The 24,543-nt window shown below is 71.4% G+C and carries 33 protein-coding genes; 22 read left to right on the top strand and 11 right to left on the bottom strand.

The features are described 5' to 3' along the window. Positions 1 to 74: 74 nt before the first annotated feature. A complete protein-coding gene (locus ACIRF8_RS19710) occupies positions 75 to 1,088 on the bottom strand; it encodes an SDR family NAD(P)-dependent oxidoreductase (RefSeq protein ID WP_404216554.1) in 1,014 nt (337 codons plus the stop codon). Positions 1,089 to 1,543: 455 nt separating this feature from the next. On the opposite strand from ACIRF8_RS19710, the gene ACIRF8_RS19705 reads away from it, so the two are divergent. The 5 genes from ACIRF8_RS19705 to ACIRF8_RS19685 all read left to right on the top strand — a co-directional run bounded on the left by ACIRF8_RS19705 (position 1,544) and on the right by ACIRF8_RS19685 (position 4,761). Next, positions 1,544 to 1,672 (top strand): LPFR motif small protein, encoded by a 129-nt coding sequence (locus ACIRF8_RS19705; protein WP_404216552.1) that lies wholly within the window; start codon positions 1,544 to 1,546, stop codon positions 1,670 to 1,672. A 65-nt stretch (positions 1,673 to 1,737) separates the two neighbouring features. After that, on the top strand, positions 1,738 to 2,607 hold the full coding sequence (locus tag ACIRF8_RS19700) for a SigB/SigF/SigG family RNA polymerase sigma factor (RefSeq protein WP_404216550.1): 870 nt from the start codon (positions 1,738 to 1,740) through the stop codon (positions 2,605 to 2,607). A 126-nt stretch (positions 2,608 to 2,733) separates the two neighbouring features. Next, positions 2,734 to 3,294, top strand: a complete 561-nt coding sequence (dps, locus tag ACIRF8_RS19695) for a DNA starvation/stationary phase protection protein Dps (RefSeq protein ID WP_404216548.1) — start codon at positions 2,734 to 2,736, stop codon at positions 3,292 to 3,294. A 159-nt stretch (positions 3,295 to 3,453) separates the two neighbouring features. After that, positions 3,454 to 4,356, top strand: a complete 903-nt coding sequence (locus ACIRF8_RS19690) for a Rieske 2Fe-2S domain-containing protein (RefSeq protein WP_404216546.1) — start codon at positions 3,454 to 3,456, stop codon at positions 4,354 to 4,356. 18 nt (positions 4,357 to 4,374) lie between these two features. Next, the gene (locus ACIRF8_RS19685) at positions 4,375 to 4,761 is read left to right on the top strand and encodes a VOC family protein (protein WP_404216951.1); all 387 of its coding nucleotides are present in this window, start codon (positions 4,375 to 4,377) and stop codon (positions 4,759 to 4,761) included. A 36-nt stretch (positions 4,762 to 4,797) separates the two neighbouring features. On the opposite strand, the gene ACIRF8_RS19680 is transcribed toward ACIRF8_RS19685, so the two are convergent. Together ACIRF8_RS19680 and ACIRF8_RS19675 are read right to left on the bottom strand one after the other, a co-directional pair. Next, the gene (locus tag ACIRF8_RS19680; RefSeq protein WP_404216544.1) at positions 4,798 to 6,756 is read right to left on the bottom strand and encodes an acyl-CoA dehydrogenase family protein; all 1,959 of its coding nucleotides are present in this window, start codon (positions 6,754 to 6,756) and stop codon (positions 4,798 to 4,800) included. A gap of 9 nt (positions 6,757 to 6,765) precedes the next feature. Further along, on the bottom strand, positions 6,766 to 7,149 hold the full coding sequence (locus tag ACIRF8_RS19675; protein ID WP_404216542.1) for an STAS domain-containing protein: 384 nt from the start codon (positions 7,147 to 7,149) through the stop codon (positions 6,766 to 6,768). Between the two features lie 238 nt (positions 7,150 to 7,387). On the opposite strand from ACIRF8_RS19675, the gene ACIRF8_RS19670 reads away from it, so the two are divergent. Beyond that, positions 7,388 to 7,795 (top strand): ATP-binding protein, encoded by a 408-nt coding sequence (locus ACIRF8_RS19670; RefSeq protein WP_404216540.1) that lies wholly within the window; start codon positions 7,388 to 7,390, stop codon positions 7,793 to 7,795. A gap of 25 nt (positions 7,796 to 7,820) precedes the next feature. On the opposite strand, the gene ACIRF8_RS19665 is transcribed toward ACIRF8_RS19670, so the two are convergent. From ACIRF8_RS19665 to ACIRF8_RS19645, 5 genes are all read right to left on the bottom strand, one after another. After that, positions 7,821 to 8,054 (bottom strand): DUF5133 domain-containing protein, encoded by a 234-nt coding sequence (locus ACIRF8_RS19665; RefSeq protein ID WP_404216538.1) that lies wholly within the window; start codon positions 8,052 to 8,054, stop codon positions 7,821 to 7,823. Between the two features lie 95 nt (positions 8,055 to 8,149). Continuing rightward, positions 8,150 to 8,353, bottom strand: coding sequence for a hypothetical protein (locus ACIRF8_RS19660; protein WP_404216536.1), 204 nt, complete (start codon positions 8,351 to 8,353; stop codon positions 8,150 to 8,152). A 125-nt stretch (positions 8,354 to 8,478) separates the two neighbouring features. Then, complete coding sequence (locus ACIRF8_RS19655; protein ID WP_404216534.1) at positions 8,479 to 8,622, bottom strand: hypothetical protein; 144 nt, start codon at positions 8,620 to 8,622, stop codon at positions 8,479 to 8,481. Positions 8,623 to 8,755: 133 nt separating this feature from the next. Further along, a complete protein-coding gene (locus ACIRF8_RS19650) occupies positions 8,756 to 9,835 on the bottom strand; it encodes a YihY/virulence factor BrkB family protein (protein WP_404216532.1) in 1,080 nt (359 codons plus the stop codon). Between the two features lie 60 nt (positions 9,836 to 9,895). Then, positions 9,896 to 10,705, bottom strand: coding sequence for a restriction endonuclease (locus ACIRF8_RS19645; RefSeq protein WP_404216530.1), 810 nt, complete (start codon positions 10,703 to 10,705; stop codon positions 9,896 to 9,898). A 257-nt stretch (positions 10,706 to 10,962) separates the two neighbouring features. On the opposite strand from ACIRF8_RS19645, the gene ACIRF8_RS19640 reads away from it, so the two are divergent. The 15 genes from ACIRF8_RS19640 (at position 10,963) to ACIRF8_RS19570 (ending at position 21,071) form a co-directional block, all read left to right on the top strand. After that, positions 10,963 to 11,346: a gas vesicle protein gene (locus ACIRF8_RS19640; protein WP_404216528.1), complete on the top strand. Its 384-nt coding sequence runs from the start codon at positions 10,963 to 10,965 to the stop codon at positions 11,344 to 11,346. Positions 11,347 to 11,430: 84 nt separating this feature from the next. Further along, positions 11,431 to 11,856, top strand: a complete 426-nt coding sequence (locus tag ACIRF8_RS19635) for a gas vesicle structural protein GvpA (RefSeq protein WP_404216526.1) — start codon at positions 11,431 to 11,433, stop codon at positions 11,854 to 11,856. Continuing rightward, on the top strand, positions 11,853 to 12,596 hold the full coding sequence (locus tag ACIRF8_RS19630) for a GvpL/GvpF family gas vesicle protein (protein ID WP_404216524.1): 744 nt from the start codon (positions 11,853 to 11,855) through the stop codon (positions 12,594 to 12,596). Before ACIRF8_RS19635 ends, ACIRF8_RS19630 begins: the two co-directional genes overlap by 4 nt. A gap of 7 nt (positions 12,597 to 12,603) precedes the next feature. Beyond that, complete coding sequence (locus tag ACIRF8_RS19625) at positions 12,604 to 12,849, top strand: gas vesicle protein GvpG (protein WP_404216522.1); 246 nt, start codon at positions 12,604 to 12,606, stop codon at positions 12,847 to 12,849. A 66-nt stretch (positions 12,850 to 12,915) separates the two neighbouring features. Next, positions 12,916 to 13,557: a DNA primase gene (locus tag ACIRF8_RS19620; protein WP_404216520.1), complete on the top strand. Its 642-nt coding sequence runs from the start codon at positions 12,916 to 12,918 to the stop codon at positions 13,555 to 13,557. After that, entirely contained in the window at positions 13,550 to 14,746 is a 1,197-nt protein-coding gene (locus ACIRF8_RS19615) for an SRPBCC family protein (RefSeq protein WP_404216518.1), read from the top strand. The genes ACIRF8_RS19620 and ACIRF8_RS19615 overlap by 8 nt, the downstream gene beginning before the upstream one ends. Beyond that, entirely contained in the window at positions 14,746 to 15,108 is a 363-nt protein-coding gene (locus tag ACIRF8_RS19610; protein WP_404216516.1) for a gas vesicle protein, read from the top strand. The genes ACIRF8_RS19615 and ACIRF8_RS19610 overlap by 1 nt, the downstream gene beginning before the upstream one ends. Beyond that, entirely contained in the window at positions 15,101 to 15,952 is an 852-nt protein-coding gene (locus tag ACIRF8_RS19605) for a GvpL/GvpF family gas vesicle protein (protein WP_404216514.1), read from the top strand. The genes ACIRF8_RS19610 and ACIRF8_RS19605 overlap by 8 nt, the downstream gene beginning before the upstream one ends. Then, positions 15,949 to 16,137, top strand: coding sequence for a gas vesicle protein (locus tag ACIRF8_RS19600; protein ID WP_404216512.1), 189 nt, complete (start codon positions 15,949 to 15,951; stop codon positions 16,135 to 16,137). The genes ACIRF8_RS19605 and ACIRF8_RS19600 overlap by 4 nt, the downstream gene beginning before the upstream one ends. Positions 16,138 to 16,346: 209 nt before the next feature. Further along, a complete protein-coding gene (locus ACIRF8_RS19595) occupies positions 16,347 to 16,571 on the top strand; it encodes a gas vesicle protein K (protein ID WP_404216950.1) in 225 nt (74 codons plus the stop codon). Between the two features lie 35 nt (positions 16,572 to 16,606). Further along, complete coding sequence (locus tag ACIRF8_RS19590; protein ID WP_404216510.1) at positions 16,607 to 17,263, top strand: LysE family translocator; 657 nt, start codon at positions 16,607 to 16,609, stop codon at positions 17,261 to 17,263. A gap of 163 nt (positions 17,264 to 17,426) precedes the next feature. Next, complete coding sequence (locus ACIRF8_RS19585; protein ID WP_404216508.1) at positions 17,427 to 18,473, top strand: YihY/virulence factor BrkB family protein; 1,047 nt, start codon at positions 17,427 to 17,429, stop codon at positions 18,471 to 18,473. Between the two features lie 53 nt (positions 18,474 to 18,526). Then, positions 18,527 to 19,483, top strand: coding sequence for a GlxA family transcriptional regulator (locus ACIRF8_RS19580; protein WP_404216506.1), 957 nt, complete (start codon positions 18,527 to 18,529; stop codon positions 19,481 to 19,483). 128 nt (positions 19,484 to 19,611) lie between these two features. After that, complete coding sequence (gene gap / locus ACIRF8_RS19575; protein WP_404216504.1) at positions 19,612 to 20,610, top strand: type I glyceraldehyde-3-phosphate dehydrogenase; 999 nt, start codon at positions 19,612 to 19,614, stop codon at positions 20,608 to 20,610. A 44-nt stretch (positions 20,611 to 20,654) separates the two neighbouring features. Beyond that, complete coding sequence (locus tag ACIRF8_RS19570) at positions 20,655 to 21,071, top strand: hypothetical protein (protein ID WP_404216502.1); 417 nt, start codon at positions 20,655 to 20,657, stop codon at positions 21,069 to 21,071. A gap of 28 nt (positions 21,072 to 21,099) precedes the next feature. Here the strand turns inward: ACIRF8_RS19570 and ACIRF8_RS19565 are convergent, their stop codons facing one another. Together ACIRF8_RS19565 and ACIRF8_RS19560 are read right to left on the bottom strand one after the other, a co-directional pair. Continuing rightward, on the bottom strand, positions 21,100 to 21,738 hold the full coding sequence (locus tag ACIRF8_RS19565) for a class F sortase (RefSeq protein ID WP_404216500.1): 639 nt from the start codon (positions 21,736 to 21,738) through the stop codon (positions 21,100 to 21,102). Positions 21,739 to 21,756: 18 nt separating this feature from the next. Beyond that, positions 21,757 to 22,866 (bottom strand): D-alanyl-D-alanine carboxypeptidase family protein, encoded by a 1,110-nt coding sequence (locus ACIRF8_RS19560; RefSeq protein ID WP_404216498.1) that lies wholly within the window; start codon positions 22,864 to 22,866, stop codon positions 21,757 to 21,759. 168 nt (positions 22,867 to 23,034) lie between these two features. On the opposite strand from ACIRF8_RS19560, the gene ACIRF8_RS19555 reads away from it, so the two are divergent. Beyond that, positions 23,035 to 23,484 (top strand): cyclic nucleotide-binding domain-containing protein, encoded by a 450-nt coding sequence (locus ACIRF8_RS19555; protein ID WP_404216496.1) that lies wholly within the window; start codon positions 23,035 to 23,037, stop codon positions 23,482 to 23,484. A 30-nt stretch (positions 23,485 to 23,514) separates the two neighbouring features. Here ACIRF8_RS19555 and ACIRF8_RS19550 read toward each other — a convergent pair whose 3' ends face one another. Next, positions 23,515 to 24,477 carry an electron transfer flavoprotein subunit alpha/FixB family protein gene (locus tag ACIRF8_RS19550; protein ID WP_404216494.1) on the bottom strand — a complete coding sequence of 321 codons (963 nt, stop codon included), beginning with the start codon at positions 24,475 to 24,477 and terminating at the stop codon, positions 23,515 to 23,517. Positions 24,478 to 24,543 lie beyond the last annotated feature (66 nt).

Below are 24,543 nucleotides of genomic sequence, written 5' to 3'. Positions count from 1 at the left end.
TCGTGGCTCGTCTCCGATCAAGGTGTCGCGTGGGTTGGTTACGGCGCGGGGCGGACGGGAGTTTGAGACAGGTCCTACGACGTTGTCTCCTGCGCGGTGCGGTGACGTTGGTTGTAGGCGCGGGACGACCGGTCGTTCAGGGCGCTGCCCAGCGAGCGCAGCCGCTCCCCGAACGTGCGCGGGGCGGCCGGTTCGACGTCGATCCCGGGACGCAGTTCGGGCTCACCCGCCGCCGAGGGCAGCAGGGTGTTCACGGCGTGGCTCAGCCGCGCGGTCAGCACCGGGGCGAGGCCGTGGGCCTTGTCGGCGACCCGGGCGGCGGGGGTGAGGACGAGGCGGACCCGGCGGCGCTGCACGGCGGTGACGATGCGTTCGGCCGCGCGCTGGGCGTCCATCGAGACCAGCGGGGTGCCGGCGAGAGCGGAGAACCAGGCGAACTCGCGGCGCCGGTCACCGCCGAACACGGCGTGCAGGTGCGAGCCGGTCCGCATGAGCCCGGGATGTACGGCGGTCACGGAGACACCGTCGCGCGCCGCCTCCACGTGCAGCCCCTCGGCCAGCGCGCCGACGGCCGCCTTGGCGCAGGAGTACGGCAGCAGATGCGGCACCGCGAGCAGCCCGCCCACCGAGCCGATCACGGCGAGCCGTCCACCCGCCCGGCTCTCCCGCAGGTGGGGGAGTGCTTCGAGGCTCGTGTGCAGCGCGCCCTCGAAGATGGTGCTCATCGCGTCGTCGAAACCGGCCGTGCCGACCGTCTCGGCAGGCGCCACCTGGATGATCCCCGCGTTGGCGACGACCACGTCCACGCCCCCGCAGGCCTCGGCCGTCTGCCGGAACAGGTCGGCGACGCTCTCCCGGTCGCGTACGTCGGTCACGGCGGTGCGCACGGCCGCCGCCGCGTGCCGGTCGTGGAGCAGCCCGGCGGCCCGCTTCAGCTCGTCCGCGTCCCGGGCGGCGAGCGTCACGGAGCAACCGCGGCGCAGCAGTTCGTCGGCGATGAGCAGGCCGAGACCGCGCGAGCCGCCGGTGACCACGGCGGAGAGTCCGTGCAGGGACCCGGACGGGTGCGGGGGCAACGTTGCCGGCATGGAGGTCACTCCCTGTCTTTGCGTCTTCGCGTCTTCGCGTCTTCGCGTCATCACGGATTCGCGTGTTCGCGGGCTGTCGGAGGGGAAGGGGAACGTGCGGTCCGGCGGAGGGCCGCTCACCGCGTGGGGCCCCGCACCGGAGAGGCGCGGGGGCGGTCGGACCCTTCCCGAAGGAGCCGCCGTTCTCGCTGAGTACCCTCCGGTCGCACGAACAATCCGGTGGTCGCCGGGCCCCGTCCGAGCGCTCTCGTACGGCCCTGGAGTCACCATAAGTCCGGCCGCCGATCGCCGCACCGCCGTGCCCGGGGCCGTCGGCGAGGGCGGCGTTCTCCGCGGTGAGCTGGGCCGAACGGGTTTGAAGAGGCATGTGCAGGACACCCAGTGCAGTGGCCGCCCGGCCACGAACGGCTGCGTCGTTCGCGTCCGGGCTTCCCCACTGAAAGAGAGGACCCGCCATGTTCAAGGCCATAGCTGACGTACTGCGCGCGATCGGCGGCGCGGTCGCCACCGTCGTCACGCTCCCCTTCCGCGCTGTCGCACGGCTTTTCGGCGGTGCCTCGGCCGGCGCGCACGGTCATCACTGAGAACCACGGCACTGCCGACGGCGTGAGAGCGGCGGGCGAGACAAAGAATGAGAAGGGGCGGACACATGACCACCGTGACGGCGCAGGACCAGACCCAGGTACCGGCCCGACAGAGGGAACAGGACCTGATCGATCGCGCCTATGCGGACCCGGCCTCGCTCGCGCCCAAGGACGCGCGTGAGGTCGGCAGGCGGTTCTTCGACCGGCTCGCCGAGCTGGAGGAGGGCACGCACGAGTACCAGTACGTGCGCAACTGCCTGATCGAGATGAACTTGTCGCTCGTGCGGTACGCGGCGTCGAGGTTCAGGCACCGCGGGACCCAGGAGATGGAGGACATCGTCCAGGTCGGCACGATCGGCCTGATCAAGGCGATCGACCGGTTCGAGCTGACGCGTGAGGTCGAGTTCACCTCGTTCGCCGTCCCCTACATCACGGGCGAGATCAAGCGCTTCTTCCGTGACACCTCCTGGGCCGTGCACGTGCCGCGCCGCCTCCAAGAGGCCCGCCTCGAACTGTCCAGGGCCACCGAGGAGCTGCGGACGCGCCTCGGCCGCTCCCCCTCCACGGCGGAACTCGCCGAGCTGATGCAGCTCGAACCCGCCGAGGTCGCCCAGGCCCAGATGGCGTCCAACGGCTACAACAGCGTCTCCCTCGACGCCGCGGTCAGCGGCAAGGACGACGAGGCCGAGACGATCCTCGCCGACTTCATCGGCTTCGACGAGGGTCGCTTCGAACTCGTCGAGGACTTCCACTCGCTCGCCCCGCTGATCGCCGGTCTCGACGAGCGTGAGCGCAGGATCATCCACCTGCGCTTCGTCGAGGAGCGCACCCAGCAGCAGATCGCCGACGAGCTGGGCTACTCCCAGATGCACGTCTCCCGGCTGATCACCCGTGTGCTGGGCAAGCTGCGCGCCGGTCTGCTGACGACCGACTGACCGCACCCGCCGGTCCGGCTGGCTCCTCCCCGCCCCCGGTCCGTGAGAGACCGGGGGCGGTGGGGTAGAGCTGCAGAAACGGGGTAACGAAACCACGCAAACCGGTACGAGACAGGAGGCTGTACGTTGACTTCCAAGGCCAAGGCCACCACTCCCCGCTACACCGTCCCCGGCATCTCGGTGGAGGACGCTGCCACCGTCATCGAGGTGTTGCAGCAGCGGCTGCACAGCCTCAACGACCTCCACCTGACGCTGAAGCACGTCCACTGGAACGTGGTGGGCCCGCACTTCATCGCGGTGCACGAGATGATCGACCCGCAGGTGGAGCAGGTACGCGACATGGCGGACGACGTCGCCGAGCGCCTGGCCGCCCTCGGCGGAGTCGCCCAGGGCACGCCCGGCTCGCTGGTCGCCGCGCGCACGTGGGAGGACTACAGCGTGGGCCGTGCCGACGCCATCTCCCACCTGGGCGCCCTCGACATCGTGTACACCGGGCTCGTCGAGGACCTGCGCGCCGCGATCAAGACGGTGGGGGAGATCGACCCGGCCACCGAGGACCTGCTGATCGGGCAGTTGCGGGACCTGGAGCAGTTCCAGTGGTTCGTCCGCGCCCACCTGGAGACCGCGGGCGGCACGCTCACCACCGCCGATGCCACCACCGAGAAGGAGGCCGCGAAGTCGGCGTGACGCCGCGCGCGGCTCAACTGCCTCGCTCCTTCGCACGGGGACGCGACCGACGACCGGTCGCGTCCCCTTCCGCGCACCTGTGGGCCGTTGCGGGCGACATGTCCGCCCCGGCGCTCCGCTGACCCGTTCGTTCCGCCCGCACCAGGAGAATCGCCAGCCATGACCACTCCGACCGCCCGTGCCGGCGCCTTCGTGCCCCGCCTGCTGCGTTCCTGCCTCGACGCGCTCGACCGCGTGGAGAACACCGAAGCACTCGACCGTGTCGCGACGCCCGTGCAGAAGGCCGTCCGCGCCCTGCCGCTCGGCTCCCTGCGCGACGTCCTCCACGGCCGCCAGCTCGGCCACCCGCTGCACCCGGTCGCGGTGCAGGTGCCGATGGGGGCCTGGATCTCCTCCGCCGTCCTCGACTTCGTGCCGGGCGCGCGCAGGCCCGCCCGCCTCCTCGTCGGCCTCGGCACCGCGGCGGCGCTCCCCGCCGCGCTCGCCGGCTGGGCCGACTGGGCCGAGCAGCACCAGCAGCAGATGCGTACCGGCCTGGTGCACGCCACCGCCAACATCGCCGCCGTGTCGCTCTACGGTGCGTCGTTCGTCGCGCGGGGACGCCGTCCCGTGCTCGGCCGGGCGCTCGGACTCGGCGGCCTGGCCTGCGCCGGGGTCGGCGGCTTCATCGGCGGCCACCTGGCCTACCGGCAGGCCGCAGGGGCCAACAAGGCGGAACCCGTGGCGCACCTCGTCGAGCCCGGCTGGCACCGGCTCGGCCCGGTCGCCGAACTGACCCCCGGCAAGCCGGTGCGCCGGATGCTCGGCGAGGTGCCGATCCTGCTGGTGCGCGGCGAGGGCGACACGGTCGACGTCATCGCCGACCGGTGCAGCCACCTCTCGGGCCCGCTGTCGGAAGGGGAGGTCGCCGACGGATGCGTGACCTGCCCCTGGCACGGGAGCGTGTTCCGCCTCTCCGACGGGTCCGTGGAGCGCGGGCCCGCGACCGCGCCGCAGCCCTGCTTCGAGACGCGGATCGAGCCGGACGGCGTCCTCGCTGTGTCCCTGCCCGGCGCGAGCTGACCGCGGGACGTGACACGTATGCGGCTCGACTGCCTCATCCTGGACGCCGCCGACCCCGAGCGGCTCGCCGCTTTCTGGTCGGCGGTGCTCGAGCGGCCCGTCGTGGGCCGGACCGGACCCTACGTGTGGCTGCGCCGCGAGGACGGCCTGGGCATGGGGATCCAGCGCACAACGGAGCCCAAGGCGGGCAAGAACCGGCTGCACCTCGACATCTCCTCGCCCGACCCCGCCGCCGAACAGGCCCGCATCGAGGAGCTGGGCGGGCGCCGCCTCCACGAGTACGACGACGGGGGCTTCCTGGTGATGGCGGACCCCGAGGGCAACGAGTTCTGCGTCATCCCCGAGGACTCCGTCGGCCTGGACGAGGAGGGACGCGCGCACTACCTGGACCAGAAAGACCGGTGAGAACCGGGCCCGGTGGGCGCTCGGGTGCCCGCGCTCTCAGCCCACCAGGTCCGGTGCGCGCAGCATCTCCGGCGGGATGCCCCAGGCGTCTACGAGGTCGGCCGCGATCGGCCGGATCTCACGGCAGAGGACGTTCACCTCACGGGTGATCGCCTTGGACCGCTGCGCGGAGAGCCTGCCGTGCTCCATGAACCACGCCCGGTCCGACTCGATCGTGGAGAGGGCGAAGAGGTGGCACAGCAGCTCCAGCGCCGCCTTGTTGTCCCCCTCGGGCAATGACCGCACCTTCTCCACGAACGCCTCGAGGACCAGCCGTTCGACGTGCGCGTCGGCCAGGGCGATCACGTGGTCCTGCACCTCGGAGAAGACCGCGCCGGGGCCGGCCTTCCCGTCCATGCCGCGCTTGAGCCGTCGGGCCGCGCCCGCGAGCATGTGCTCCTCGCGGAAGCGGAGCATGGCGAGGTGGTACTCGGGGTCGAGCAGCCCCGCCTCCTGGTCCCATCGGTCGCCGCCGGGCAGCAGGTCCCGTACCCGTTCGAGGAGGGTGTGCGCCGACGTCCTCTCGATGACCGTCTCGACGGCAAGACCGGTGACGTAGCGGACCATGTCGAGCTGGTCCATGTCGCCGAACTCACTGGCGTAGCCGGTGAGGAGCCCCTTCGCCACGAGCTGGAGCAGCACGTGGTTGTCGCCCTCGAACGTGGTGAAGATGTCGCTGTCGGCCTTGAGCGCGGCGAAGCGGTTGACGGCGAGGTAACCGGCGCCGCCGCACGCCTCACGGCACTCCTGGATCACCTTCGTGGCGTGCCAGGTGCCGAGCGCCTTGGTGCCGGCGGCCCGTGACTCCAGCTCCCGCCGGCTCTGCTCGTCGTCCTTGATGCCGGAGAAGACCTCGTGCAACTGCGTGCGCACGACGTCCTGGGCGAAGTGCAGGGCGTAAGTGCGCGCGAGGAGCGGCAGCAGGCGGCGCTGGTGCAGCCCGTAGTCGAGGAGGACCTGCTCCTCGGTGTCGGAGTCCGCCTTGAACTGGCGGCGGCGCTCCGCGTACGTGACGGCGATGGCGAGCGCGACCTTGGCGGCGTTGATCGCGCCGCCGCCCACGCTGACCCGCCCCTGGACGAGCGTGCCCAGCATGGTGAAGAAGCGGCGGCCCGGATGCTCGATCGGGCTCTCGTAGACGCCTTCCGGGGTGACGTCGGCGAACCTGTTGAGCAGCGCCTCACGCGGCACCCGCACGCCGTCGAACCAGATCCGGCCGTTGTCCACGCCGTTGAGGCCCATCTTGCGGCCGTCGTCCTCGATCCGGACGCCGGGCGCCACCTGACCGTCGACCCGGATCGGTACGACGAAGGCGTGCACACCCTCTGACCTGCCGCCCACCTCCAGTTGGGCGAAGACGACCGCGAGCTCGGCGTGGCGGGCGGCGTTGCCGATGTAGTCCTTGCGCGCCCGGTCGTCACTGGTGGTGATGACGAACTCCTGCTTCTCGGCGTCGTACGTGGCGACGGTGCCGAGCGCTTGGACGTTGGAGCCGTGTCCGGTCTCGGTCATCGCGAAGCAGCCCATCAGTTTCCCGGTGATGAGGTCCGGCAGATAGGCCTCGTGGTGGCGCTCGGTGCCCAGTTGCAGGAGGGCGCCGCCGAAGAGGCCGAACTGCACGCCGACCTTCACCAGCACCGACAGGTCACCGAAGGCGAGGGTCTCGAAGGCGGCGATCGAGGCGCCGACCGAGCCGCCCCCGCCGTACTCCTTCGGGAAGCCCATCCCGGTCTGGCCCGTCGCCGCCATCTCGACGACGAGCGTGCGCACGCGTTCGCGGAACTCGTCGATCCCGAGGTGCTCGGCGTCGTCGAGGACGGCGGCGTGCGTGACCAGATTGCTGCGGACCAGGGCACGGATGTCGGCGTATTCGCCGTCGAGGAGTTCGGCCAGAGCCGGGACGTCGACGGCGGGTGGCACGTGACCGCTCGGGGGCGGGGCGCTTGGGGTGGACATGCCGGTCTGTTACCCGTCCGTAGGACGATCAAGCAGCGGGCCGATGCGGCGCAGCGCCTCGTCGCGGTCGGCGGCGGGCGCCAGGACCTCGGTGACGCCGGTGATGTCGAACAGCCTCCGGACGGCGCTGCCCTCGGCGACGGCGAGGACGAGGGGGCGCCCCGCCCGGTCGTGCTCGGCCTTCGCCCGCAGGATCAGGTTGAGCAGGGTGCTGTCGGCGAAATCGAGTGCGCACAGGTCCAACAGGGTGACGACGGTGCCGGGCTCGGTCCGTGCGCGGTCGAGGACGGCGGCCACCTCGTCCCCGAGCTCGATGTCGATGTCATGGCGCAACATGACGACCGCCACCCGGTCCCGCCGCGTGAGTTCGATGTTCTCGCTGTCACTGACCATGCCCCGACCCTGTCATATGCCAGAACTCCTCGGGAACGGGATCGCTGTGTTCTTCGACTCCCGTTCGCACCCTCGATTCACTGCCAAAAGGCCAGGTCGGGCAGGTTTTCACAAGTGTGAACGGCATCTGGGGGAGTTGCCCGCCCGTGCGGGTGTGCGGATAGCAGCGCTGGGAAAGCGGGGTGAAAGCGACGATGAAGTGCGGTGTTTGCACGTGTACAGAGAGGATCACGTCTTGATGAGTGTTCCCGAGACACCTGCTCCGGAGCGCACCACTTGTGCGCAGGCCCGGGCGGAAGTCAGTTGGGTTCTCATGGAAGTGTGCTGCGGGCTTCCCCTGCCGCAGGCGCGGCGTCTGCACGACGACGCGCTGCTCGTGGCCACCGAGTTGACGGCCAACGCGATCCGCCACGCAGGGGGGACGACGGCGTTCGAGGCCGGACTTCAGGGTGACTCCCTCTGGATGCGGGTGAGCGACCGCAGCGGACGCGTGCCGCACCGCGTCGTCTCGGAGCCGAGCGAGCCCGGCGGGTTCGGCTGGATGGTGGTCCAGCGGCTCAGCTCGCACGTGGCGGTCGAGGTGGGGCCCTGCGGGAAGACGGTCACAGCCATACTCGACCTGCCCGCGCACCCGGGCCCCGCATGACCCGGGTGGGGGAGCGAAGAAGGTGTCAGGCCGCCGTCGACTCGTCGCCGGTACGGGACGCCGCGGCGTTCTCCAGGACGCGGTCGGCCGCCATCAGGGCATCGCGCACGGTCCGGGTACCGGTGCTGGCGCACAGCGTGTAGGTGACGTCGTCGAGCTGCCACTGCAGTTCCTGCGTCGGACGTTCCGAGAAGCGCAACTGCACGTCGGCGTAGCGGCTCAGAAGAGTCCGGATGAACTTCGGGTCGGGGTTCAGCACGAGACGCTCCCTGTTCTATTGTCCGATGGCTGGTATCGACGGGACATCGACTGCCCCGGATCGCCGCGGACATGCCTGATTTCTGTCCGACGCGGTCAGGCCGCGGTGCGGGTGGGCCGTGCCGCGCAGGCGCTCTCGTGCTCCGCGCTGCGCGACACGAACCACACCGAGCAGCAGGCGGCCTCCAGCTCGGCTTCCGCCCCGAAGACCGCGGAGGTCCCGAAGGCGGCGGAGCCGAGAAGCCGGCCTCCGCGCGCCCGCGGTCCGACGATGCTGCGTTCCTGGCTGCGGACTGTCATCTACGTTCCTCGCTCATCGGCTGCTGGTGCGCCGCCCGGCGCGTCCGGCGCGGCTCATCCCGGTTGCCCCGGATACCGCCGCCGACGCCCGTGAGCAAGGCCACTTCTGATCGACGCCCTCCTGGTCAGTGACGACGCAGCCGACCGAGCCACTGGCGGGCCTGGGCGCGCTTGCGGGGGTCGGCCGCGGTACGCCGGGCCGTCGCGATGTTGCGCCGACCCTGGGGGGTACGGCTGTACTGCTTGATCCGATTGAGAATGCCGGGCATGACGCCTCCATGGTGTGTGCCGTTCGACACGGGCCACGACGAAGTGCCGGGCTTGTGTTGCGGCTACCCGTGAAGCGGGCCGGAACACGGCCCGGCGCCCGCCGACTTGACGGCGCCCCGCGTCCGGCGGCGCTCAGGAGGTCTGCCGCGCCTGCTGCACGTCCTCCTCGTCCCAGGCGCTGGTGTCCCGGGGCTCGACGAACAGTTCCTCCTGACTCGGATGGCCGCCGCTGATCGCGCGCTGACGGGCGATCTCGGCGTCGAACGCGAGACCGAGCAGGAGGGCGAGGCTGCTCAGCCACAGCCACACGAGGAAGACGATGACGCCCGCCATGGTGCCGTACGTCTTGTTGTACGACGCGAACCCGGCCGCGTACAGCGTGAAGCCCGCCGACGCCACGAGCCAGACGAGCAGGGCGAGGGCCCCGCCCGGTGTGACCCAGAGCCAGCCGCTGCCCTTGACATTGGGCGCCGCCCAGTACAGCAGGGCGATCATCAGCACCAACAGGACGGCGAGCAGCGGCCACTTGGCGACGGACCAGACGGTGAGCGCGGTGTCGCCCACGCCGAACACCGAGCCGACCCGCCGCGCGACCCCGCCCGTGAAGACGACGATGAGGGCACTGAGCGCGGTGAGCACCATCAGGGCCAGGGTGAGGCCGAGGCGCAGCGGCACGATCTTCCACAGCGGCCGTCCTTCCGGCACGTGGTAGATCTGGTTCGCCGTCCGGATGAACGCTCCGACGTAACCCGACGCCGACCACACGGCGAGCACGATGCCGACGACGGCCATGACCGAGCCGGTGCCCGCGCGGCCCTGCAACTGCTCGACGGCGCGGATCAGGATTTCCCGCGCGGGGCCGGGGGCCAGGGCCTCCACGCTGTCGAGGACCTTGTGTGTGGCGGACTCGCCGATCACGCCGAGCAGAGCCACCAGGACGAGCAGGGCGGGAAAGAGGGAGAGGACGGCGTAGTACGTCAACGCGGCGGCCCTGTCGGTCAGTTCCTCCTTCTGGAACTCGCGCAGACTGTGCCGCAGCACCTGGCCCCAGGCGTGCCCGGACAGACCGGCCGGAGTGTCGGGAGCGGCCTTCTCCACCTCGGGGGAGGGGCCGAAGGCGGCTGCCTGGTTCTCGTCCGGTGCGTCGGGCAGGTCCGTGGCGTCGGTGGGCTCGGTTCCGCGCTGTTCGAGGTCGCTCTGCTGTTCCGGCATGCCTTCCGGATGTCCGCGGCGCGGGGATTCAGACGCACGGGGGTGCAACGACAGGCGCTCTCACAGCCTGTCCGCCGACATGGGTCCCCAGGGCGCCGGCCCACTGCCCTCCGCCCAGGCGGTGAGCGCGTTGCCGTCGACACAGCGGATGCCGCACGCCGCGGCGTACTCCTCCGCGGGCGCGGTGAACTCGCTGGTGGTCACCACGGCCGCCAACTGGGCTCCGTGCACCGTCCAGCAGGTGCCGCCGAAGCGCTGGAGATCCTGGGAGCCGACCTTGTTCGTTGGGCCGTACTGCTTGCACTGGAGGACGACGCGTCGGCCGTCGGGCGCGGTCGCGAGGACATCGGCGCCGAGGTCTCCCGCGCCGCCCACGACCTCGACCTCCGTGCAGCCGTCCCGCTCGCACAGCGCGGCGACGGCCGCCTCGAACCCGTCGGGGTCGAGGGCCGTGAAGTCGGGGGCGGGCTCCGGCAGTACGGCGGTACGACCGTCGCGGACCGTGCCGGGGCCCGTGCCGAGCCGTACCGTGTCCCGGTCCCCTGCGACCGGGCCGGGCGCGGACACGGCGGCCGTCCGCGCCGCCTCGGCCAGTTCCCGGTCGGCCTGTTCCATCCCGGCGCGGGCGGCGCGGCGCAGTTCGCGGGCGCGCGGCATGGCGCGGAACAGGACGTAGAGCACGGGCAGGGCGAGCAGGGCGAGGAACGCCGCGGTCAGCGGGTGGCCACCGGCCCAGTCGGCGAAGCGCAGGAAGAGCAGGACGGCGGCGCAGATCAGGGCGCCGATCAGGCCGAGGGCGACGAGGGGCCCCGACAGTCGCTCCGCGGGCTGGGGCCGGCCGGCGGCGCTCTTGGTTTTCCGTATCAGCACTGGCTCTCCTGGGCGTCGCTACGAATCTCTCCGAGCGACACATGCCCCGGCCGGGGCCTCCCATGATCAACAAGTTCGCGCCCGTGCTCCGGTCAACTGCCCTATGGAGATGGCCCACTTGACGAGCCTCCGAGTCGTAACACGGCGACGGCGGGGCATTCGTTCGCCGAGACGGGGGGCGCGGTTCCCACTCCGAAAATCGACAGAACCGTGAAGGTTTGGCCAGAGATTCAAGGGCACGCGGGGAGGAGATCGCCATGACAAACACATCTCATTCTTCAGACAACGAGTCCGACGGCACATCCGGGGAAACCGCCAAGAAGGGGAGCGGTACGAGGAAACGCGCCGCGGCCGAGAGTCCGCGACGCACCAGGAGCCAGAGCCTTCGTCCGACCGAGGCGCTGCGCGAGGCACGTGAGCAGTTGATGGAGCTGACCGGCAAATCGGTCGACTCGGTGTCCTCGTTCCGTGCCACCGAGGACGGGTGGCTGCTCGAGGTCGAGGTCCTGGAGCTGTCCAGGGTCCCCGACACCATGAGTCTGCTCGCCAGTTACGAGGTCGCCCTGGACGACGAGGGGACTCTCACCGGCTACCGGCGGCTCAGGCGCTACGAGCGCGGGCGCTCCGACGAACGCCGCTGACCGGCCGTCGCCGGCCGCCCGCCACGAGCGGGCCGCACCCGGCGAACGGCCCCCCGGAAGGCGAACGACAAGGAGGAACTGCACATGACAGTCGCAACGACCCAGCAGGGCGGTGGAGGCGGCGGCGGGACCAGCGGTCTCTACGACGTCCTGGAACTCGTCCTCGACCGCGGCCTGGTGATCGACGCGTTCGTCCGTGTCTCCCTGGTCGGCATCGAGATCCTGAAGATCGACATTCGTGTCGTGGTCGCCAGCGTGGACACGTACCTGCGCTTCGCGGAGGCATGTAACCGCCTCGACCTGGAGACCGGCAGCAAGAAGCCCTCGGGCCTGACGGACATCATGGGCGACACCGTGGAGTCCGGCGCGCGGGGCAAGACCAAGGGCGCGCTCTCCGGCGCGGCGGAGACCATATCGGACGCGTTCTCGCAGGCCCGGGACGAGGGCAAGAGTGAGCGACCGCGCCAGCGCCGCACCACGTCGAGCCGCCGTAAGGAGGAGCAGGAGTGAGCACGTACGTCTACGGCATCGCCGATGCCGACCACCCGAGCCTGCCCGACGGCATGGAGGGCATCGGAAGCCCCGCGCTGACCGTCCGGATCGTCAAGGGCGGCGGCCTGGCCGCACTCGTCAGCGACGCCCCCGAGAACCTGCGGCCCAAGCGGCGCGACCTGCTCGCCCACCAGAACGTCCTCTCCGAGGCCGGTGGCGGCGGCACCGTCCTGCCCATGCGCTTCGGCAGCGTCGCCGAGGACGACGCGGCGGTCGCGGCGGCCCTGGAGGAGCGGGTCTCGCACTACAAGGAGCGCCTGGCCGCACTGTGCGACCGCGTGGAGTACAACGTCAAGGTCCAGCACGAGGAAGAGGCCGTGCTGCGTACCGTCATGGCGGAGAACTCCGACGTACGGGCGATGGCGGACCGCAACCGGGCCGCCGGCGGCGGAAGCCACGAGGAGAAGCTGCAACTGGGCGAGGCCGTCGCCAAGGCCGTCCAGGCCCGTGAGGCGCAGGACGCCCAGACCGTGCGTGCGGCGCTGGAGCCGACGGCGGACGCCGTCAGCGAGGGCCCCGAGAGCACCGGCTGGATCACCAACCTCTCCTTCCTGGTGGACCGCACCTCCTCCGAGCGGCTGCTCGGCGCGATCGAGGAGATCCGCACGTCGGCCCCGCACCTCGTGTTCCGGGTCAACGGCCCCCTGCCGCCCTACAGCTTCGTGGAGGCGACTCCCACGGCCTCCGCCAGGGGATGAGGCTCTCATGGGGCTCCTGAGTGAGGTGCTCCTGCTGCCGCTGGCGCCCGTCAGGGGCTCCATGTGGGTCCTCGACCAGGTGGTCGCGGAAGCGGAGAGCCAGTTCTACGACCCCTCGGCCATCCAGGCGCAACTTGCCGCCCTCGAGAAGCAGTTGGAGGAGGGCGCCATCGACGAGGAGACCTTCGACCGGATGGAGGACGAACTCCTCGACCGCCTGGAGGCCAGCCGCAACAGACAGACAGGCGCGTGACGACCGGCGCGTGAGGCCGGGTCACCACTAGGCGCGTGAAGCGATACGTGCAGGAACGGACACACCATGAACCGAACAGCAGTCGGCCTCGCGGTAGGAGCCGGGTACGTTCTCGGACGTACCAAGAAGATGAAGCTGGCCTTCGCCGTCGGCACGATGATCGCCGGTAAGAAGATGCAGCTCAGCCCCAAGGCCGTCATGGACATGGTCCGCACCCGGTTGGACAGTGATCCACAGTTCAAGGAGCTCGGCGGGCAGTTGCGCGACGATTTCCGCGGCGTCGGCAAGGCGGCCACCGGAGCGATCCTCGAACGGCAGATGGAGGGCCTGGCCAGCAGGCTGCACAGCAGCACGGCCGGAGTGCGGGACCGCCTGGAGGGCGGGGCCCCGGCCGACGACGCCGATGACCCCGAGGAGGCAGAGGAGACCGACGAGCCCCACGCCTCCGACGAGCCCGACGACGGTGACGAGCGCGACGACGGTGACGAGCGCGACGATGAGTCCGGCGCGGACGAGGAGCGCCGGGCACCCCGTAAGCGCGCCCCCGCCAAGAAGTCCGCCCCGTCGGGCCGGCGCAAGGCGGAGCAGGGTACGCGTGGCCGGGGGACAGCCGCCAAGAAGGCGTCATCGGGCGGCGCCAAGAAGGCCGCGGGGACCGCCCGGCGGGCCCCGCGCAGCGCAGCGAAGGGGGCGCAGGACCATGGCTGAGACCAAGGCGAACCCGCTCAAGGGCCTCGCGCAGAGCGAGGCGGCCGACCGGCTGAAGGCCGAGGCGCAGGACTACCTCGCCGCCCAGGCGACCCAGTTGCTGACCGGCGTCGGCCGCAAGCTGGGGCAGGCCACGACCCGGCTCAACGACATAGCCGAGGGGAACAGCCCCGGCTTCACCAAGCTCGCCCTGGACGGCGGCCGCAAGCTCGCCGAGGGCAAGGGCCCCGTGCGCTCGGCCGTCGAGAGCGGCGCGGGCCACCTCAAGGACAACGTGGTCGACGGGGTGAAGGGCCTGTTCAACAAGGGCAAGGGCGGCAAGGGCAAGTCCAAGTCCGGCGGCGGCCAGAAGCCGACCGTCATCATGGAGAGCATCGACGTGGGCGTGGATCTGCGGACCGCCTACGACCAGTGGACCCAGTACCAGGAGTTCTCCACCTTCGCGCGGGGCGTGAAGAACGCCAACCGTGCGGACGACGTCACCTCCGACTGGCAGATGAAGGTCTTCTGGTCCACCCGCAGTTGGAAGGCGCACACCACGGAGCAGGTGCCCGACCAGCGCATCAGTTGGAGCTCCGAAGGGGCCAAGGGCACCACCAAGGGTGTCGTCACCTTCCACGAGCTGGGCGAGAACCTCACCCGGGTCCTGCTGCTCATCGAGTACTACCCCAAGGGCCTCTTCGAGAAGACCGGCAACATCTGGCGGGCCCAGGGCCGGCGCGCCCGCCTCGACCTGAAGCACTTCGCTCGCTTCATCTCCTTCAAGGGCGAGGCGAGCGACGGCTGGCGGGGTGAGATCCGCGACGGTGAGGTGGTCCGCAGCCACGAGGACGCGGTGGCCGAGGAGGAGGAGCGCGCCCAGGAGGAGGGGCAGGAGGACGAGGACCGGCCCGATGAAGAGGCCGCCGAGCCCGAGAACCTCGACGCGGACGACGACGCCGACGACGAGGCGGAGTACGTGGACGAGGACGAGCCCGTCTACGAGGACGACGAGGACGAGGCCGAGGCGGACGACGGCGAGTACACCGACGAGGAGGGGTACGCCGACGAGGAGCCGGAGGAGGAGTACGCCGACGAGGACGCCCCGGCCGACGAGACCGATGAGACCGATGAGATCGACGAGCCGGACGAGGCCGACGAGGTCGACGAGTCCGACCGGCGTGAGCGCGTCTCCGCCCGGAGCCACTGATGAGTACCGCAAGCAGCTTTCCCGACTCCCCCCTGGGCGGGGGGAGTTCGGGGGCCAACCTCGCCGACATCCTGGAGCGGGTGCTCGACAAGGGCATCGTGATCGCGGGTGACATCCGCATCAACCTGCTCGACATCGAACTGCTCACCATCAAACTGCGTCTGATCGTCGCCTCGATCGACAAGGCGAAGGAGATGGGCATCGACTGGTGGGAGGACGACCCGGCCCTCTCCTCCGGCGCCCGGCGCAAGGAACTCGCCCGGGAGAACGCCGAGTTGAGGGAGCGGCTGGCAGCGCTGGAGGGTGGCGGCACGTCCGAGGCGCTGGAGACGGCGCGCAAGGAGGAACCGCACCATGACTGATCTGCGGTACGTCTACGCGGTCTGCGGCGCCCTCGACGCCCCGCTGCCACCGGAGCTGACGGGCGTCGGCGGGGCCACGCCGCGCGAGATCCGGCACGCCGGTCTGACGGCCGTCGTCAGCCACGTGCCGGCCGACCAGTTCTCGGAGAGCGCCCTGCGCCGCAACCTGGAGAACCTCGACTGGCTCGCCGATACGGCCCGCGCCCACCAGAACGTCATCGCGGCGCTCACCTCGCTCACCAGTCCGCTGCCGCTGCGCCTCGCGACCGTGTTCCGGGACGACAGCGGCGTGTGCGCCATGCTGGAGGAGCAGGAGGAGCGCCTGCGCACCTCCCTGGCGCGCATCGAGGACCGGATCGAATGGGGTGTGAAGGTCTTCGTCGAGGACCAGCCGGCAACGGCCGCCGAAGCGAGCACCGGCTCCGGGACCGCGCGCCGGGAGCGGGTCTCCGCGCAGTCGCTCGGCAGCGGCTCGGGCCGTGACTACCTGCGCCGTCGCCGCGCCGAACGTGAGGGCCGCGACCAGGTCTGGCGGCACGCGGAGACGTTCGCCCAGCGCCTGCACGACCAGCTCGCCGAGCACAGCGTGGAGAACCGCGTCCACCCGCCGCAGAACCCGGAACTGGCCAAGAGTTCGGGGCGCAACGTGCTCAACGGCGCCTACCTGGTGCCGCGTTCCGCGTCGGAGGCGTTCGTGGACATCGTCGACGCCACCAAGGACGGACAGCCCGGCCTGCGCGTCGAGCTGACCGGGCCCTGGGCGGCGTACTCCTTCTCCGCCCCGCCCGAGGAACGCGCGGACGAGGCGGCGCCCTCCGGTCCTTCGGGAGGTGACACGGCATGACCGTCATCGAGCGGCGCGAGGTCGCCCTCGTGGACCTCCTGGACCGGCTGCTCGCCGGGGGCGTGGTCCTCGCGGGAGACGTCACGCTGCGCATCGCGGACGTGGACCTGGTCCGTATCGATCTGAACGCCCTGATCAGCTCGGTGAACGAGAACGTCCCGTCCCCGTTCGAGGATCTGCTGTGAGCCCGCACGACGACGCACCGCGCCACGCCCCGGACACCGAGCACACCGGCCGCGGCACCTGCCCGACCTGCGGCGGACAGGTCCCCGACGGCGGCAGCGCGAAGACCGCCCCCGGCCCCCCGGCGGCGGCCCCGGGCGCGCCCGTGGAGAGGGTCGAGAAGGGGCGTGGCCGCATTCAGATCGAGCCCGACACGGTCGAGCGGGACCTGATGAAACTGGTCCTGACCATCGTCGAACTGCTGCGCCAGCTCATGGAGCGGCAAGCCCTGCGCCGCTTCGACACGGGCGACCTGACGGAGGAGCAGGAGGACCGCATCGGTCTCACCCTGATGCTGCTCGAGGACCGGATGGCGGAACTGCGTGACCGCTACGACCTCGCGCCCGAGGACCTCAACATCGACCTCGGGCCGCTGGGGCCCTTGCTGCCACGCTGAAGGCGCCGCCGGACGGGCGCGGAAGGAGGGGCCGGATGACGGCCGATCTGTGGGGCTTTCTCGCCGTGGTCATGGTGGCCTACCTCGTCCCCGGACCTGACTTCCTCGTGGTCGTCCGGTGCGCGGCCGACAACGCCGCCAAAGGGCGGGCGGCGGCACTGGGCGCGCAGAGCGGGCTCTGTGTGCACATGGCCGCGGCGGTGGTGGGCCTCTCCGTGATCGCGGCGCGCTCCGCCCTGGTCTTCCAGACCATCAAGCTGCTGGGAGCGGCCTACCTCGTCCACCTCGGCGTGCGGGCCGTGCTGGCGGCACGACGGGTCCCGGGCACCGCGGGGGCCGCCGCCGAGACCGCGAAGGGCGCCCCGGAAACGGGCGGGGCCCGCGCGCTCGGCCCCCGGTGGCGCTCGGGCTTCGCCGAGGGGCTCCTCACCAACGTCCTCAACCCGAAAGCCGCGCTGTTCTTCCTCAGCGTCCTGCCGCAGTTCGTCGACGGCGACGGTTCGGCGACCCGTCAGATCCTCTTCCTCGGCGCCCTGGACATCGTCATCGGGCTCGCCTACTGGTGCGTTCTGGTGGCCGTGGCGGCCCGGCTGCGCGCCCTGCTCGCCCGGCCCGCGATCCGGCGCCGCTGGGAGGCGCTGACCGGCTGGCTCCTCATCACCGCGGGCGGGGGAGTGGCCGCCTCGTCCTGAACGGGCGTATCGGACGGATCGGTGGGTACTGACTGCTGCATCGGCCCCCGCGGGCACTCGCAGTGGGAACCCTGCGCCTCCACGCCCGCGGGGGCCGGTGCCGGTCGCGGCGGGCCGCGTCGTTCGCAGGCGTGGGAGCGGGCAGAGTGGATACTCGCAGCCCATGAGCAAGCGAACGGATCTCGGGGACGAACACGGCGCGCCTGAGGGGCAGAGCGGCGACGACCGGTTCGGCCCGGCTGAGCAAGTCGAGGAGCGAGCCCCTGACACCCCCAGCGACCTGCCGAAACGGTCATGGGGAGCAGTGCTCAAAGGCAGCCTGCGGGAGTTCCAGGACGACGAACTCACCGACCGCGCGGCAGCCCTGACGTACTACGGGGTGCTGTCCCTGTTCCCCGCCCTCCTCGTGCTGGTCTCCCTGCTGGGCGTCACGGGCAAGTCCACCACCGACAAGGTGCTGTCCAACCTCAAGAGCCTCGCACCCGGCTCGGCGCGGGACATCATCACGCGGGCCGTGGAGCAGTTGCAGGGCAACGCCGGCACCGGCTCGCTGGTCGCGATCATCAGCCTCGTCCTGGCGGTGTGGTCGGCCTCCGGCTACGTGGCCGCGTTCATCCGCTCCGCCAACGCCGTCTACGACATGCCCGAGGGCCGCCCCATCTGGAAGGTCCTGCCGGTCCGCGTCGGCGTGACCGTGGTCCTGATGGTGCTCGCGACGATGAGCGCCCTGATCGTGGTGTTCACCGGCGGTATCGCCCGACAGGCCGGTGACCTGCTGGGCGTCGGCGACAGCGCGCTCACGGTGTGGTCGATCGTCAAGTGGCCGGTCCTCGTCGTCCTGGTCACGATCATGATCGCGATCCTCTACTGGGCCACACCGAACGCCAAGGTCAAGGGCTTCAGGTGGATCACGCCGGGCAGTGTGCTCGCCCTCGTGGTCTGGCTGATCGCCTCCGCCGGGTTCGCCTTCTACGTCGCCAACTTCGCCTCGTACAACAAGACGTACGGGACGATGGCCGGAGTGATCGTCTTCCTCGTGTGGCTGTGGGTCAGCAACCTGGCCGTCCTGCTCGGCCTGGAGTTCGACGCGGAGACCGCACGCCAGCGGGCCGTCGCGGGCGGCCATCCGCCCGAGGCCGAGCCCTACACCGAACCCCGCGACACGCGCGCGTGGGACGAGCGCGACAGGCGGCGCATGGACGAGACGTGACGTGAGATCGCCCGCCGGGCCGGGGGCCACGCGCCGCGCGTACCCTCGTCCCCGTGCCCGCCTCCCGCCTGCATCGCGTCGCCGTCCTCGTCAGCGAGGGTGCCAAGCCCCTTGACGTCGGCATCCCGGCCCAGGTGTTCACGACCCGCGCGAGCATGCCCTACGAGGTACGTGTGTGCGGCGCGGCGCCCGGCCCGGTGACCGGCGGTGACGGTCTCTCGTACGTCGTCGCCCACGGCCTGGAGGCGCTCGCGTGGGCCGACATCGTCTTCGTCCCCGGCTACCGCTTCCCGGACCGTGAGGACCCGCCGCCCGCCGTCGTCGACGCGCTGTCCGCCGCCCACGAGCGGGGCGCGCGGCTCGCCGCCATCTCGACGGGCGCCTTCACGCTCGCCGCGACCGGGCTGCTCGACGGCAAGCGGGCCACCACCCACTGGCACTACACGAAGGCGCTCGCCGCCCGGCACCCGCGGGTACGCCTCGACGAGAACGTGCTCTTCGTCGACGAGGGCTCCGTGCTGACGTCGGCCGGCGCCGCCTCCGGCATCGACCTGTGCCTGCACATCCTGCGCGGCGACCTCGGCGTCGCCGCCTCCAACCACGCCGCCCGACGCCTGGTCGCCGCCCCCTACCGCAGCGGCGGCCAGGCCCAGTACGTGCCGCGCAGCGTGCCCGAACCGCTCGGCGAGCGGTTCGCGGCCACCCGCGAATGGGCGCTGCGCCACCTCGGCGAACCCCTCACCCTGGAAGCGCTCGCCGAGCACGCGGCGGTGTCCGCGCGCACCTTCTCGCGGCGCTTCGCCGACGACACCGGCTACACCCCGATGCAGTGGGTGATGCGGGCCCGGATCGACGTGGCCCGCGAACTCCTGGAGCGTTCCCAGCTCGGTGTCGAACAGATCGCCGCGGACGTCGGGCTCGGCACCGGCGCCAATCTGCGGCTGCACTTCCAGCGCATCCTCGGCACCACTCCCAGCGAGTACCGGCGCACGTTCGCCCGGGGCGAATAGGCCCGCACGAGCGCGAGAGGCCCGGGTGGCGGGATCCTTGCGGACCATGGCGATCATGCCGCTGTCACCGGCGCCCGCCGCGCGCGAGGCTTACGGCGAAGAGAGTGAAGAGAGAAGGGACCTCATTCATGACTCGCATCGCCATCAACGGTTTCGGCCGCATCGGCCGCAACGTCCTGCGCGCGCTGCTGGAGCGGGAGACCGACCTGGAGGTCGTCGCCGTCAACGACCTCACGGAGCCCGCCGCCCTCGCCCGGCTGCTCGCCTTCGACTCGACGGCCGGGCGCCTCGGCCGCCCGGTGAGCGCCGACGGCGACGCCCTCGTCGTCGACGGCCACCGCATCACCGTGCTCGCCGAGCGCGAACCGGCCCACCTGCCCTGGGCCGACCTGGGCGTCGACATCGTCCTGGAGTCGACCGGCCGCTTCACCTCCGCCAAGGCCGCCCGCGCGCATCTCGACGCGGGCGCGAAGAAGGTGCTGGTCTCCGCGCCGTCGGACGGCGCCGACGTCACGCTCGCCTACGGCGTCAACACCGACGCGTACGACCCGGCCCTGCACACCATCGTCTCGAACGCGTCCTGCACGACCAACGCGCTCGCCCCGCTGGCCGCCGTCCTCGACGAACTCGCCGGGATCGAGCACGGGTTCATGACGACGGTGCACGCCTACACGCAGGAGCAGAACCTCCAGGACGGCCCGCACCGCGACGCCCGCCGCGCCCGCGCCGCCGCCGTCAACATCGTGCCGACGACGACGGGCGCCGCCAAGGCGATCGGCCACGTCCTGCCGAACCTCGACGGGAAGCTGTCCGGCGACTCGATCCGGGTGCCGGTGCCGGTCGGTTCGATCGTCGAACTCAACACGACCGTCGCCCGCGACGTGACCCGCGACGAGGTCCTGGCCGCCTACCGCACCGCGGCGCAGGGGCCGCTCGCCGGCGTCCTGGAGTACTCCGAGGACGCGCTCGTCTCCGCCGACATCACCGGCAACCCGGCCTCGGCGATCTTCGACTCGGAGCTCACCCGGGTCGACGGCCGCCACATCAAGGTGGTCGCCTGGTACGACAACGAGTGGGGCTTCTCCAACCGGGTCATCGACACCTTGGAACTCCTCGCCCGTCCTTGAGAGTTCGCCTGTTTGTGCGCGCCGAATACGGCTAATCGCAGACCATGGCAACTCAACGAGACAACGAGAACAGGACGAAGACCGCGCAGAAGACGGCGACCGGAGCGGCGACCGGCACGGCCGCCAAGGCGAAGGACGCCGGGGAAGCGGCCGGGAAGGCCGCCGAGTCGGCGGGCTCCGGGGCCGCCAAGGCCGCGACCGGCGCGGGCGAGGCCGCGGGTCGCGCCGCGCAGACGACGGGCGCCGCCCTGAACACCGCCCGCGAGGGCGTCACGGCGGCGGCGGGGCAGGTGGCCTCCGTGGCCACCACCGCCTGGACCGTCCTGAAGAACCGCAAGCTGGTCGCGGCGGGCGCCACGGTCGGGGCGACCGCTCTGACCGCGGCCTCCTACGCGGCCGGGCGCCGCGCGGAACGCGGCAGCCAGGGACCGCTGACGCGGCTGACCGGAGGCCGCGTCTGATCCGGTGGTGCCCCACCCCGACGACTCGTCACGCGGGTGGGCGCACTGCTGTGAGCAGCCCGTACAGGACGACGTTGCCGCTGTAGCCGCCCCGTGCGCTGTAGCTGCCGCCGCAGGTGATGACGCGCAGCTCGGGCAGTCCCGTACTGCCGTAGACGCGACGGCCCGGGAAGCGGGTCTTGTCGACGACGTCGATGCCGTGGATCTCGAAGACGGCTGTCCTGCCGTCGGCGCGGTCGACCTCGATGTGCTGACCCTTCCTCAGGGAGCCGAGGCCGTAGAAAACGGCGGGCCCTTCCGCGTTGTCGACATGGCCGTCGATGACGGCCGTGCCCGATTCGCCGGGGCTGACCGCGCCGGTGAACCAGCCCGCCACGTTGTCGTCCTCGGGCGGCGGCGCCTCCAGCCAGCCTCCGCGGTCACGGCCGACACGGACCAGTGGCGCGTCCACCCCGATCTCCGGGATGCGGACCCGCACGGGAACGGCGGCGGGCAGCGGGTCGGCGGGCGGCGTCGTGGTGCCGAGCCGCGCCGCACCCGGATCGGGCTGCGGCGGACCGTCGGCGCGGGACGCGCCATGGTGCACGAGCAGCACACCGGCCAGCAGGAGCACGGCGAGCAGCGCCCAGGGCGGGCGGCGGCTTCCCGCTGCGGACGCCGGGGGCATGGCTGACGGCCCGGCCCGTCAGCCGCCGCTGCGGCGTCGGCGCAGCCGCCCACGCAGAAGAAGGGGCGCACTGGACAGGACGAGGAGCGCGGCCGCGGCACCGAGGTGCCGGGTCAGCCCCGGTCCGGAGTCCGAGGGCGGCGCAGGCGCGGGCGGCGCGACGGCGGCGGCTGCCAACTTGTGCGCCGCGGGCGCGTGTTGGGGACCCGCGTTGTGCGCCGGGTGCTTCGGCATGGCGACGAAACCCCAGTCGAGCAGGGTGCGCGCTTCCTCGTAGACCGCGTTGAAGGAGCCCTGTCGGGGGTTCATGACGGTGACGAGGACCGTGCGGTCCCCGCGGGTGGCGGCGGTCACGAGGGTGCTTCCGGCCTGGGACGTGTAGCCGTTCTTGACACCGATGAGCCCCGAGTAGGGCCGCACGCCGTGCGAGCCCACCAGCAGCCGGTTGGTGTTCTGGATCCCGAACGCCTTCGGGCCGCCGGAAGCCGGGAAGCGGGCCCACTTGGTGCCCATGTAGCGCCGGAAGTCCGGGTTCTTGAAGCCCTCACGGGCGATGAGCGCCAGATCGTGCGCGGAGGAGTACTGGCCGGGGGTGTCGAAGCCGTCCGGCGACCGCACCTGGGTGTCACGGGCGCCGATCTCACGCGCCGTGGCCTGCATCTGGGAGAGGGTGCGCGACAGCCCGCCGTTCATCCGCGCGAGCGTGTGCACCGCGTCGTTGCCGGAGCTCAGGAAGACCCCGCGCCACAGATCGGCGACCGTGTAGACGCTGCCCTCGTCGACCCCGACAAGGCTGCTGCCCGCGGCGACCTGGGCGAGGTCGGCGTGGGTGGCCTTGTGGGCGGTGTCCTGGCGCAGCTTCGGCAGCAGCGTCACCGCGAACAGCGTCTTCAGTGTGCTGGCGGGCGGCAGTCGGCGGTGCGGTGCCTTCGCCGCCAGCACCTGCCCGGACCGCGCGTCCATGACCTCCCAAGACAGCGCGGACAGGGAGGGTGCGGCGGGCGGTGCGGGGGAGGGGGCCGCGGCCCCGGCGGGGCCTGCGACGGCACCCGCGGCGAACGCCGCACACAGTCCTGACACCACGCACACCCTGGAGATGCCGGCGCGAAAGCCGAAGAATGTCGCCATGCCGGAAACGTAGGTGCGTGAGCACGCACTCGCGCTCCGCTTACGCCATGTGGTCCAGATGCGCCGGACAGGGCGGAGGAACTACTCTTTTCGGGCGATGGTCCGCCATCCCGGCCCCGGTCGTGGCGTACGTACGCTGGAACGACACGACGGTGGAGGTGTTGCGCCATGACGGCTCGGACACGACTGCTGAACCGGCTCCCGCGTGCCTATCGCGAGCGGCTGATGGCCCTGGCGGAGGAAGTCTCCTTCCCCCAGGACACCCGCATCTTCGACGAGGGGGAGCGGGCCGACCGGTTCTGGATCATCCGCACCGGCATCGTCACGCTCGACGTGCGGGTCTCCGACCGCACCACGCTTCCCATCGAACCGCTCGAACCGGGCGACCTGCTCGGCTGGTCCTGGCTGTTCCCGCCCTACGAGTGGGACTTCGGCGCCGAGGCGTTCAGCCCGGTGCGGGCCTACGAGTTCGACGCGGGCGCGGTGCGCGGCCTCTGCGATCTGGAGCCGGCCCTCGGCATGACCCTGCTGCACGGCGTGGCCGAGGTGATGGCGCACCGCCTCGAGTCGTCCCGGATGAAGCTGGTCGAGGCGCACCGGATGCACGGGCACCTGTAGCGAGGTGCCCGTGCGAAGCAGCGGAGGTGGTCAGCCCTTGCGGGTCTTGATCTCCTCGGTGAGCTGGGGGAGGACGTCGAAGAGGTCGCCGACGACGCCGTAGTCGACGAGGTCGAAGATGGGGGCTTCGGCGTCCTTGTTGACCGCGACGATGGTCTTCGAGGTCTGCATACCGGCCCGGTGCTGGATCGCCCCGGAGATACCGTTGGCGATGTAGAGCTGCGGCGAGACGGCCTTGCCGGTCTGGCCGACCTGGTTGGAGTGCGGATACCAGCCCGCGTCCACCGCCGCCCGGGAGGCACCCACGGCCGCGCCCAGCGAGTCGGCCAGCGCCTCGATCACGGAGAAGTTCTCCGCACCGTTCACGCCCCGGCCACCGGAGACCACGATCGCGGCCTCGGTCAGCTCCGGGCGCCCGCTGGACTCCCGCGGGGTCCGCCCGGTCACCTTCGTACCCGTCGCCGCCTCGGAGAACGACACCTCAAGCGCCTCGACCGCACCCGCGGCCGGAGCCGCCTGGACCGGCGCACTGTTCGGCTTGACGGTGATGACCGGCACCCCGGAGGAGACCCGCGACCTGGTGGTGTAGGAAGCGGCGAACACCGACTGCGTGGCCACCGGACCCAGCTCACCGGCCTCCACATCGACGGCGTCGGTGATGATGCCGGAGGCGATCCGCAGCGCCAGACGCGCCGCGATCTCCTTGCCCTCCGCCGACGACGGCACCAGGACCGCGGCCGGCGACACCGCCGCGACCGCCGCCTGCAGCGCCTCCACCTTCGGCACCACCAGATAGTCGGCGTACTCGGCCGCCTCGTGCGTGAGCACCCGGACCGCACCGTGCTCGCCCAGCACACCCGCCGTGTCACCGGCACCGGCACCCAGCGCGACGGCGACCGGCTCACCGATCCGGCGGGCCAGCGTCAGCAGCTCCAGCGTGGGCTTGCGGACCGCACCGTCCACGTGATCGACGTAGACCAGAACTTCAGCCATGGGACTTCAATCTCCTGCAAGTCAAAGAAGGATGAGAAGGGGGGACCTGAGCGAGCGGCCGCACAA

The sequence above is a fragment of the Streptomyces sp. NPDC102406 genome, assembly GCF_044765725.1.
Lineage (GTDB): Bacteria > Actinomycetota > Actinomycetes > Streptomycetales > Streptomycetaceae > Streptomyces.
Note: the sequence above shows the minus strand (reverse complement) of the source record. Positions and strands in the feature narration are given on the sequence as shown.

What these genes read in the sequence shown, in the direction of transcription:
- ACIRF8_RS19600 (WP_404216512.1), top strand. Translation starts at nt 15,949, where the DNA reads ATGACCGTCATCGAGCGGCGCGAGGTCGCCCTCGTGGACCTCCTGGAC.
- ACIRF8_RS19710 (WP_404216554.1), bottom strand. Translation starts at nt 1,088, where the DNA reads ATGCCGGCAACGTTGCCCCCGCACCCGTCCGGGTCCCTGCACGGACTC.
- ACIRF8_RS19605 (WP_404216514.1), top strand. Translation starts at nt 15,101, where the DNA reads ATGACTGATCTGCGGTACGTCTACGCGGTCTGCGGCGCCCTCGACGCC.
- ACIRF8_RS19670 (WP_404216540.1), top strand. Translation starts at nt 7,388, where the DNA reads ATGAGTGTTCCCGAGACACCTGCTCCGGAGCGCACCACTTGTGCGCAG.
- ACIRF8_RS19595 (WP_404216950.1), top strand. Translation starts at nt 16,347, where the DNA reads ATGAAACTGGTCCTGACCATCGTCGAACTGCTGCGCCAGCTCATGGAG.
- ACIRF8_RS19650 (WP_404216532.1), bottom strand. Translation starts at nt 9,835, where the DNA reads ATGCCGGAACAGCAGAGCGACCTCGAACAGCGCGGAACCGAGCCCACC.
- ACIRF8_RS19560 (WP_404216498.1), bottom strand. Translation starts at nt 22,866, where the DNA reads ATGGCGACATTCTTCGGCTTTCGCGCCGGCATCTCCAGGGTGTGCGTG.
- ACIRF8_RS19690 (WP_404216546.1), top strand. Translation starts at nt 3,454, where the DNA reads ATGACCACTCCGACCGCCCGTGCCGGCGCCTTCGTGCCCCGCCTGCTG.
- ACIRF8_RS19610 (WP_404216516.1), top strand. Translation starts at nt 14,746, where the DNA reads ATGAGTACCGCAAGCAGCTTTCCCGACTCCCCCCTGGGCGGGGGGAGT.
- ACIRF8_RS19570 (WP_404216502.1), top strand. Translation starts at nt 20,655, where the DNA reads ATGGCAACTCAACGAGACAACGAGAACAGGACGAAGACCGCGCAGAAG.
- ACIRF8_RS19620 (WP_404216520.1), top strand. Translation starts at nt 12,916, where the DNA reads ATGAACCGAACAGCAGTCGGCCTCGCGGTAGGAGCCGGGTACGTTCTC.
- ACIRF8_RS19640 (WP_404216528.1), top strand. Translation starts at nt 10,963, where the DNA reads ATGACAAACACATCTCATTCTTCAGACAACGAGTCCGACGGCACATCC.
- ACIRF8_RS19675 (WP_404216542.1), bottom strand. Translation starts at nt 7,149, where the DNA reads ATGGTCAGTGACAGCGAGAACATCGAACTCACGCGGCGGGACCGGGTG.
- ACIRF8_RS19685 (WP_404216951.1), top strand. Translation starts at nt 4,375, where the DNA reads ATGCGGCTCGACTGCCTCATCCTGGACGCCGCCGACCCCGAGCGGCTC.
- ACIRF8_RS19660 (WP_404216536.1), bottom strand. Translation starts at nt 8,353, where the DNA reads ATGACAGTCCGCAGCCAGGAACGCAGCATCGTCGGACCGCGGGCGCGC.
- ACIRF8_RS19625 (WP_404216522.1), top strand. Translation starts at nt 12,604, where the DNA reads ATGGGGCTCCTGAGTGAGGTGCTCCTGCTGCCGCTGGCGCCCGTCAGG.
- ACIRF8_RS19655 (WP_404216534.1), bottom strand. Translation starts at nt 8,622, where the DNA reads ATGCCCGGCATTCTCAATCGGATCAAGCAGTACAGCCGTACCCCCCAG.
- ACIRF8_RS19615 (WP_404216518.1), top strand. Translation starts at nt 13,550, where the DNA reads ATGGCTGAGACCAAGGCGAACCCGCTCAAGGGCCTCGCGCAGAGCGAG.
- ACIRF8_RS19705 (WP_404216552.1), top strand. Translation starts at nt 1,544, where the DNA reads ATGTTCAAGGCCATAGCTGACGTACTGCGCGCGATCGGCGGCGCGGTC.
- ACIRF8_RS19585 (WP_404216508.1), top strand. Translation starts at nt 17,427, where the DNA reads ATGAGCAAGCGAACGGATCTCGGGGACGAACACGGCGCGCCTGAGGGG.
- ACIRF8_RS19565 (WP_404216500.1), bottom strand. Translation starts at nt 21,738, where the DNA reads ATGCCCCCGGCGTCCGCAGCGGGAAGCCGCCGCCCGCCCTGGGCGCTG.
- ACIRF8_RS19550 (WP_404216494.1), bottom strand. Translation starts at nt 24,477, where the DNA reads ATGGCTGAAGTTCTGGTCTACGTCGATCACGTGGACGGTGCGGTCCGC.
- ACIRF8_RS19590 (WP_404216510.1), top strand. Translation starts at nt 16,607, where the DNA reads ATGACGGCCGATCTGTGGGGCTTTCTCGCCGTGGTCATGGTGGCCTAC.
- ACIRF8_RS19635 (WP_404216526.1), top strand. Translation starts at nt 11,431, where the DNA reads ATGACAGTCGCAACGACCCAGCAGGGCGGTGGAGGCGGCGGCGGGACC.
- gap (WP_404216504.1), top strand. Translation starts at nt 19,612, where the DNA reads ATGACTCGCATCGCCATCAACGGTTTCGGCCGCATCGGCCGCAACGTC.
- ACIRF8_RS19555 (WP_404216496.1), top strand. Translation starts at nt 23,035, where the DNA reads ATGACGGCTCGGACACGACTGCTGAACCGGCTCCCGCGTGCCTATCGC.
- ACIRF8_RS19680 (WP_404216544.1), bottom strand. Translation starts at nt 6,756, where the DNA reads ATGTCCACCCCAAGCGCCCCGCCCCCGAGCGGTCACGTGCCACCCGCC.
- ACIRF8_RS19700 (WP_404216550.1), top strand. Translation starts at nt 1,738, where the DNA reads ATGACCACCGTGACGGCGCAGGACCAGACCCAGGTACCGGCCCGACAG.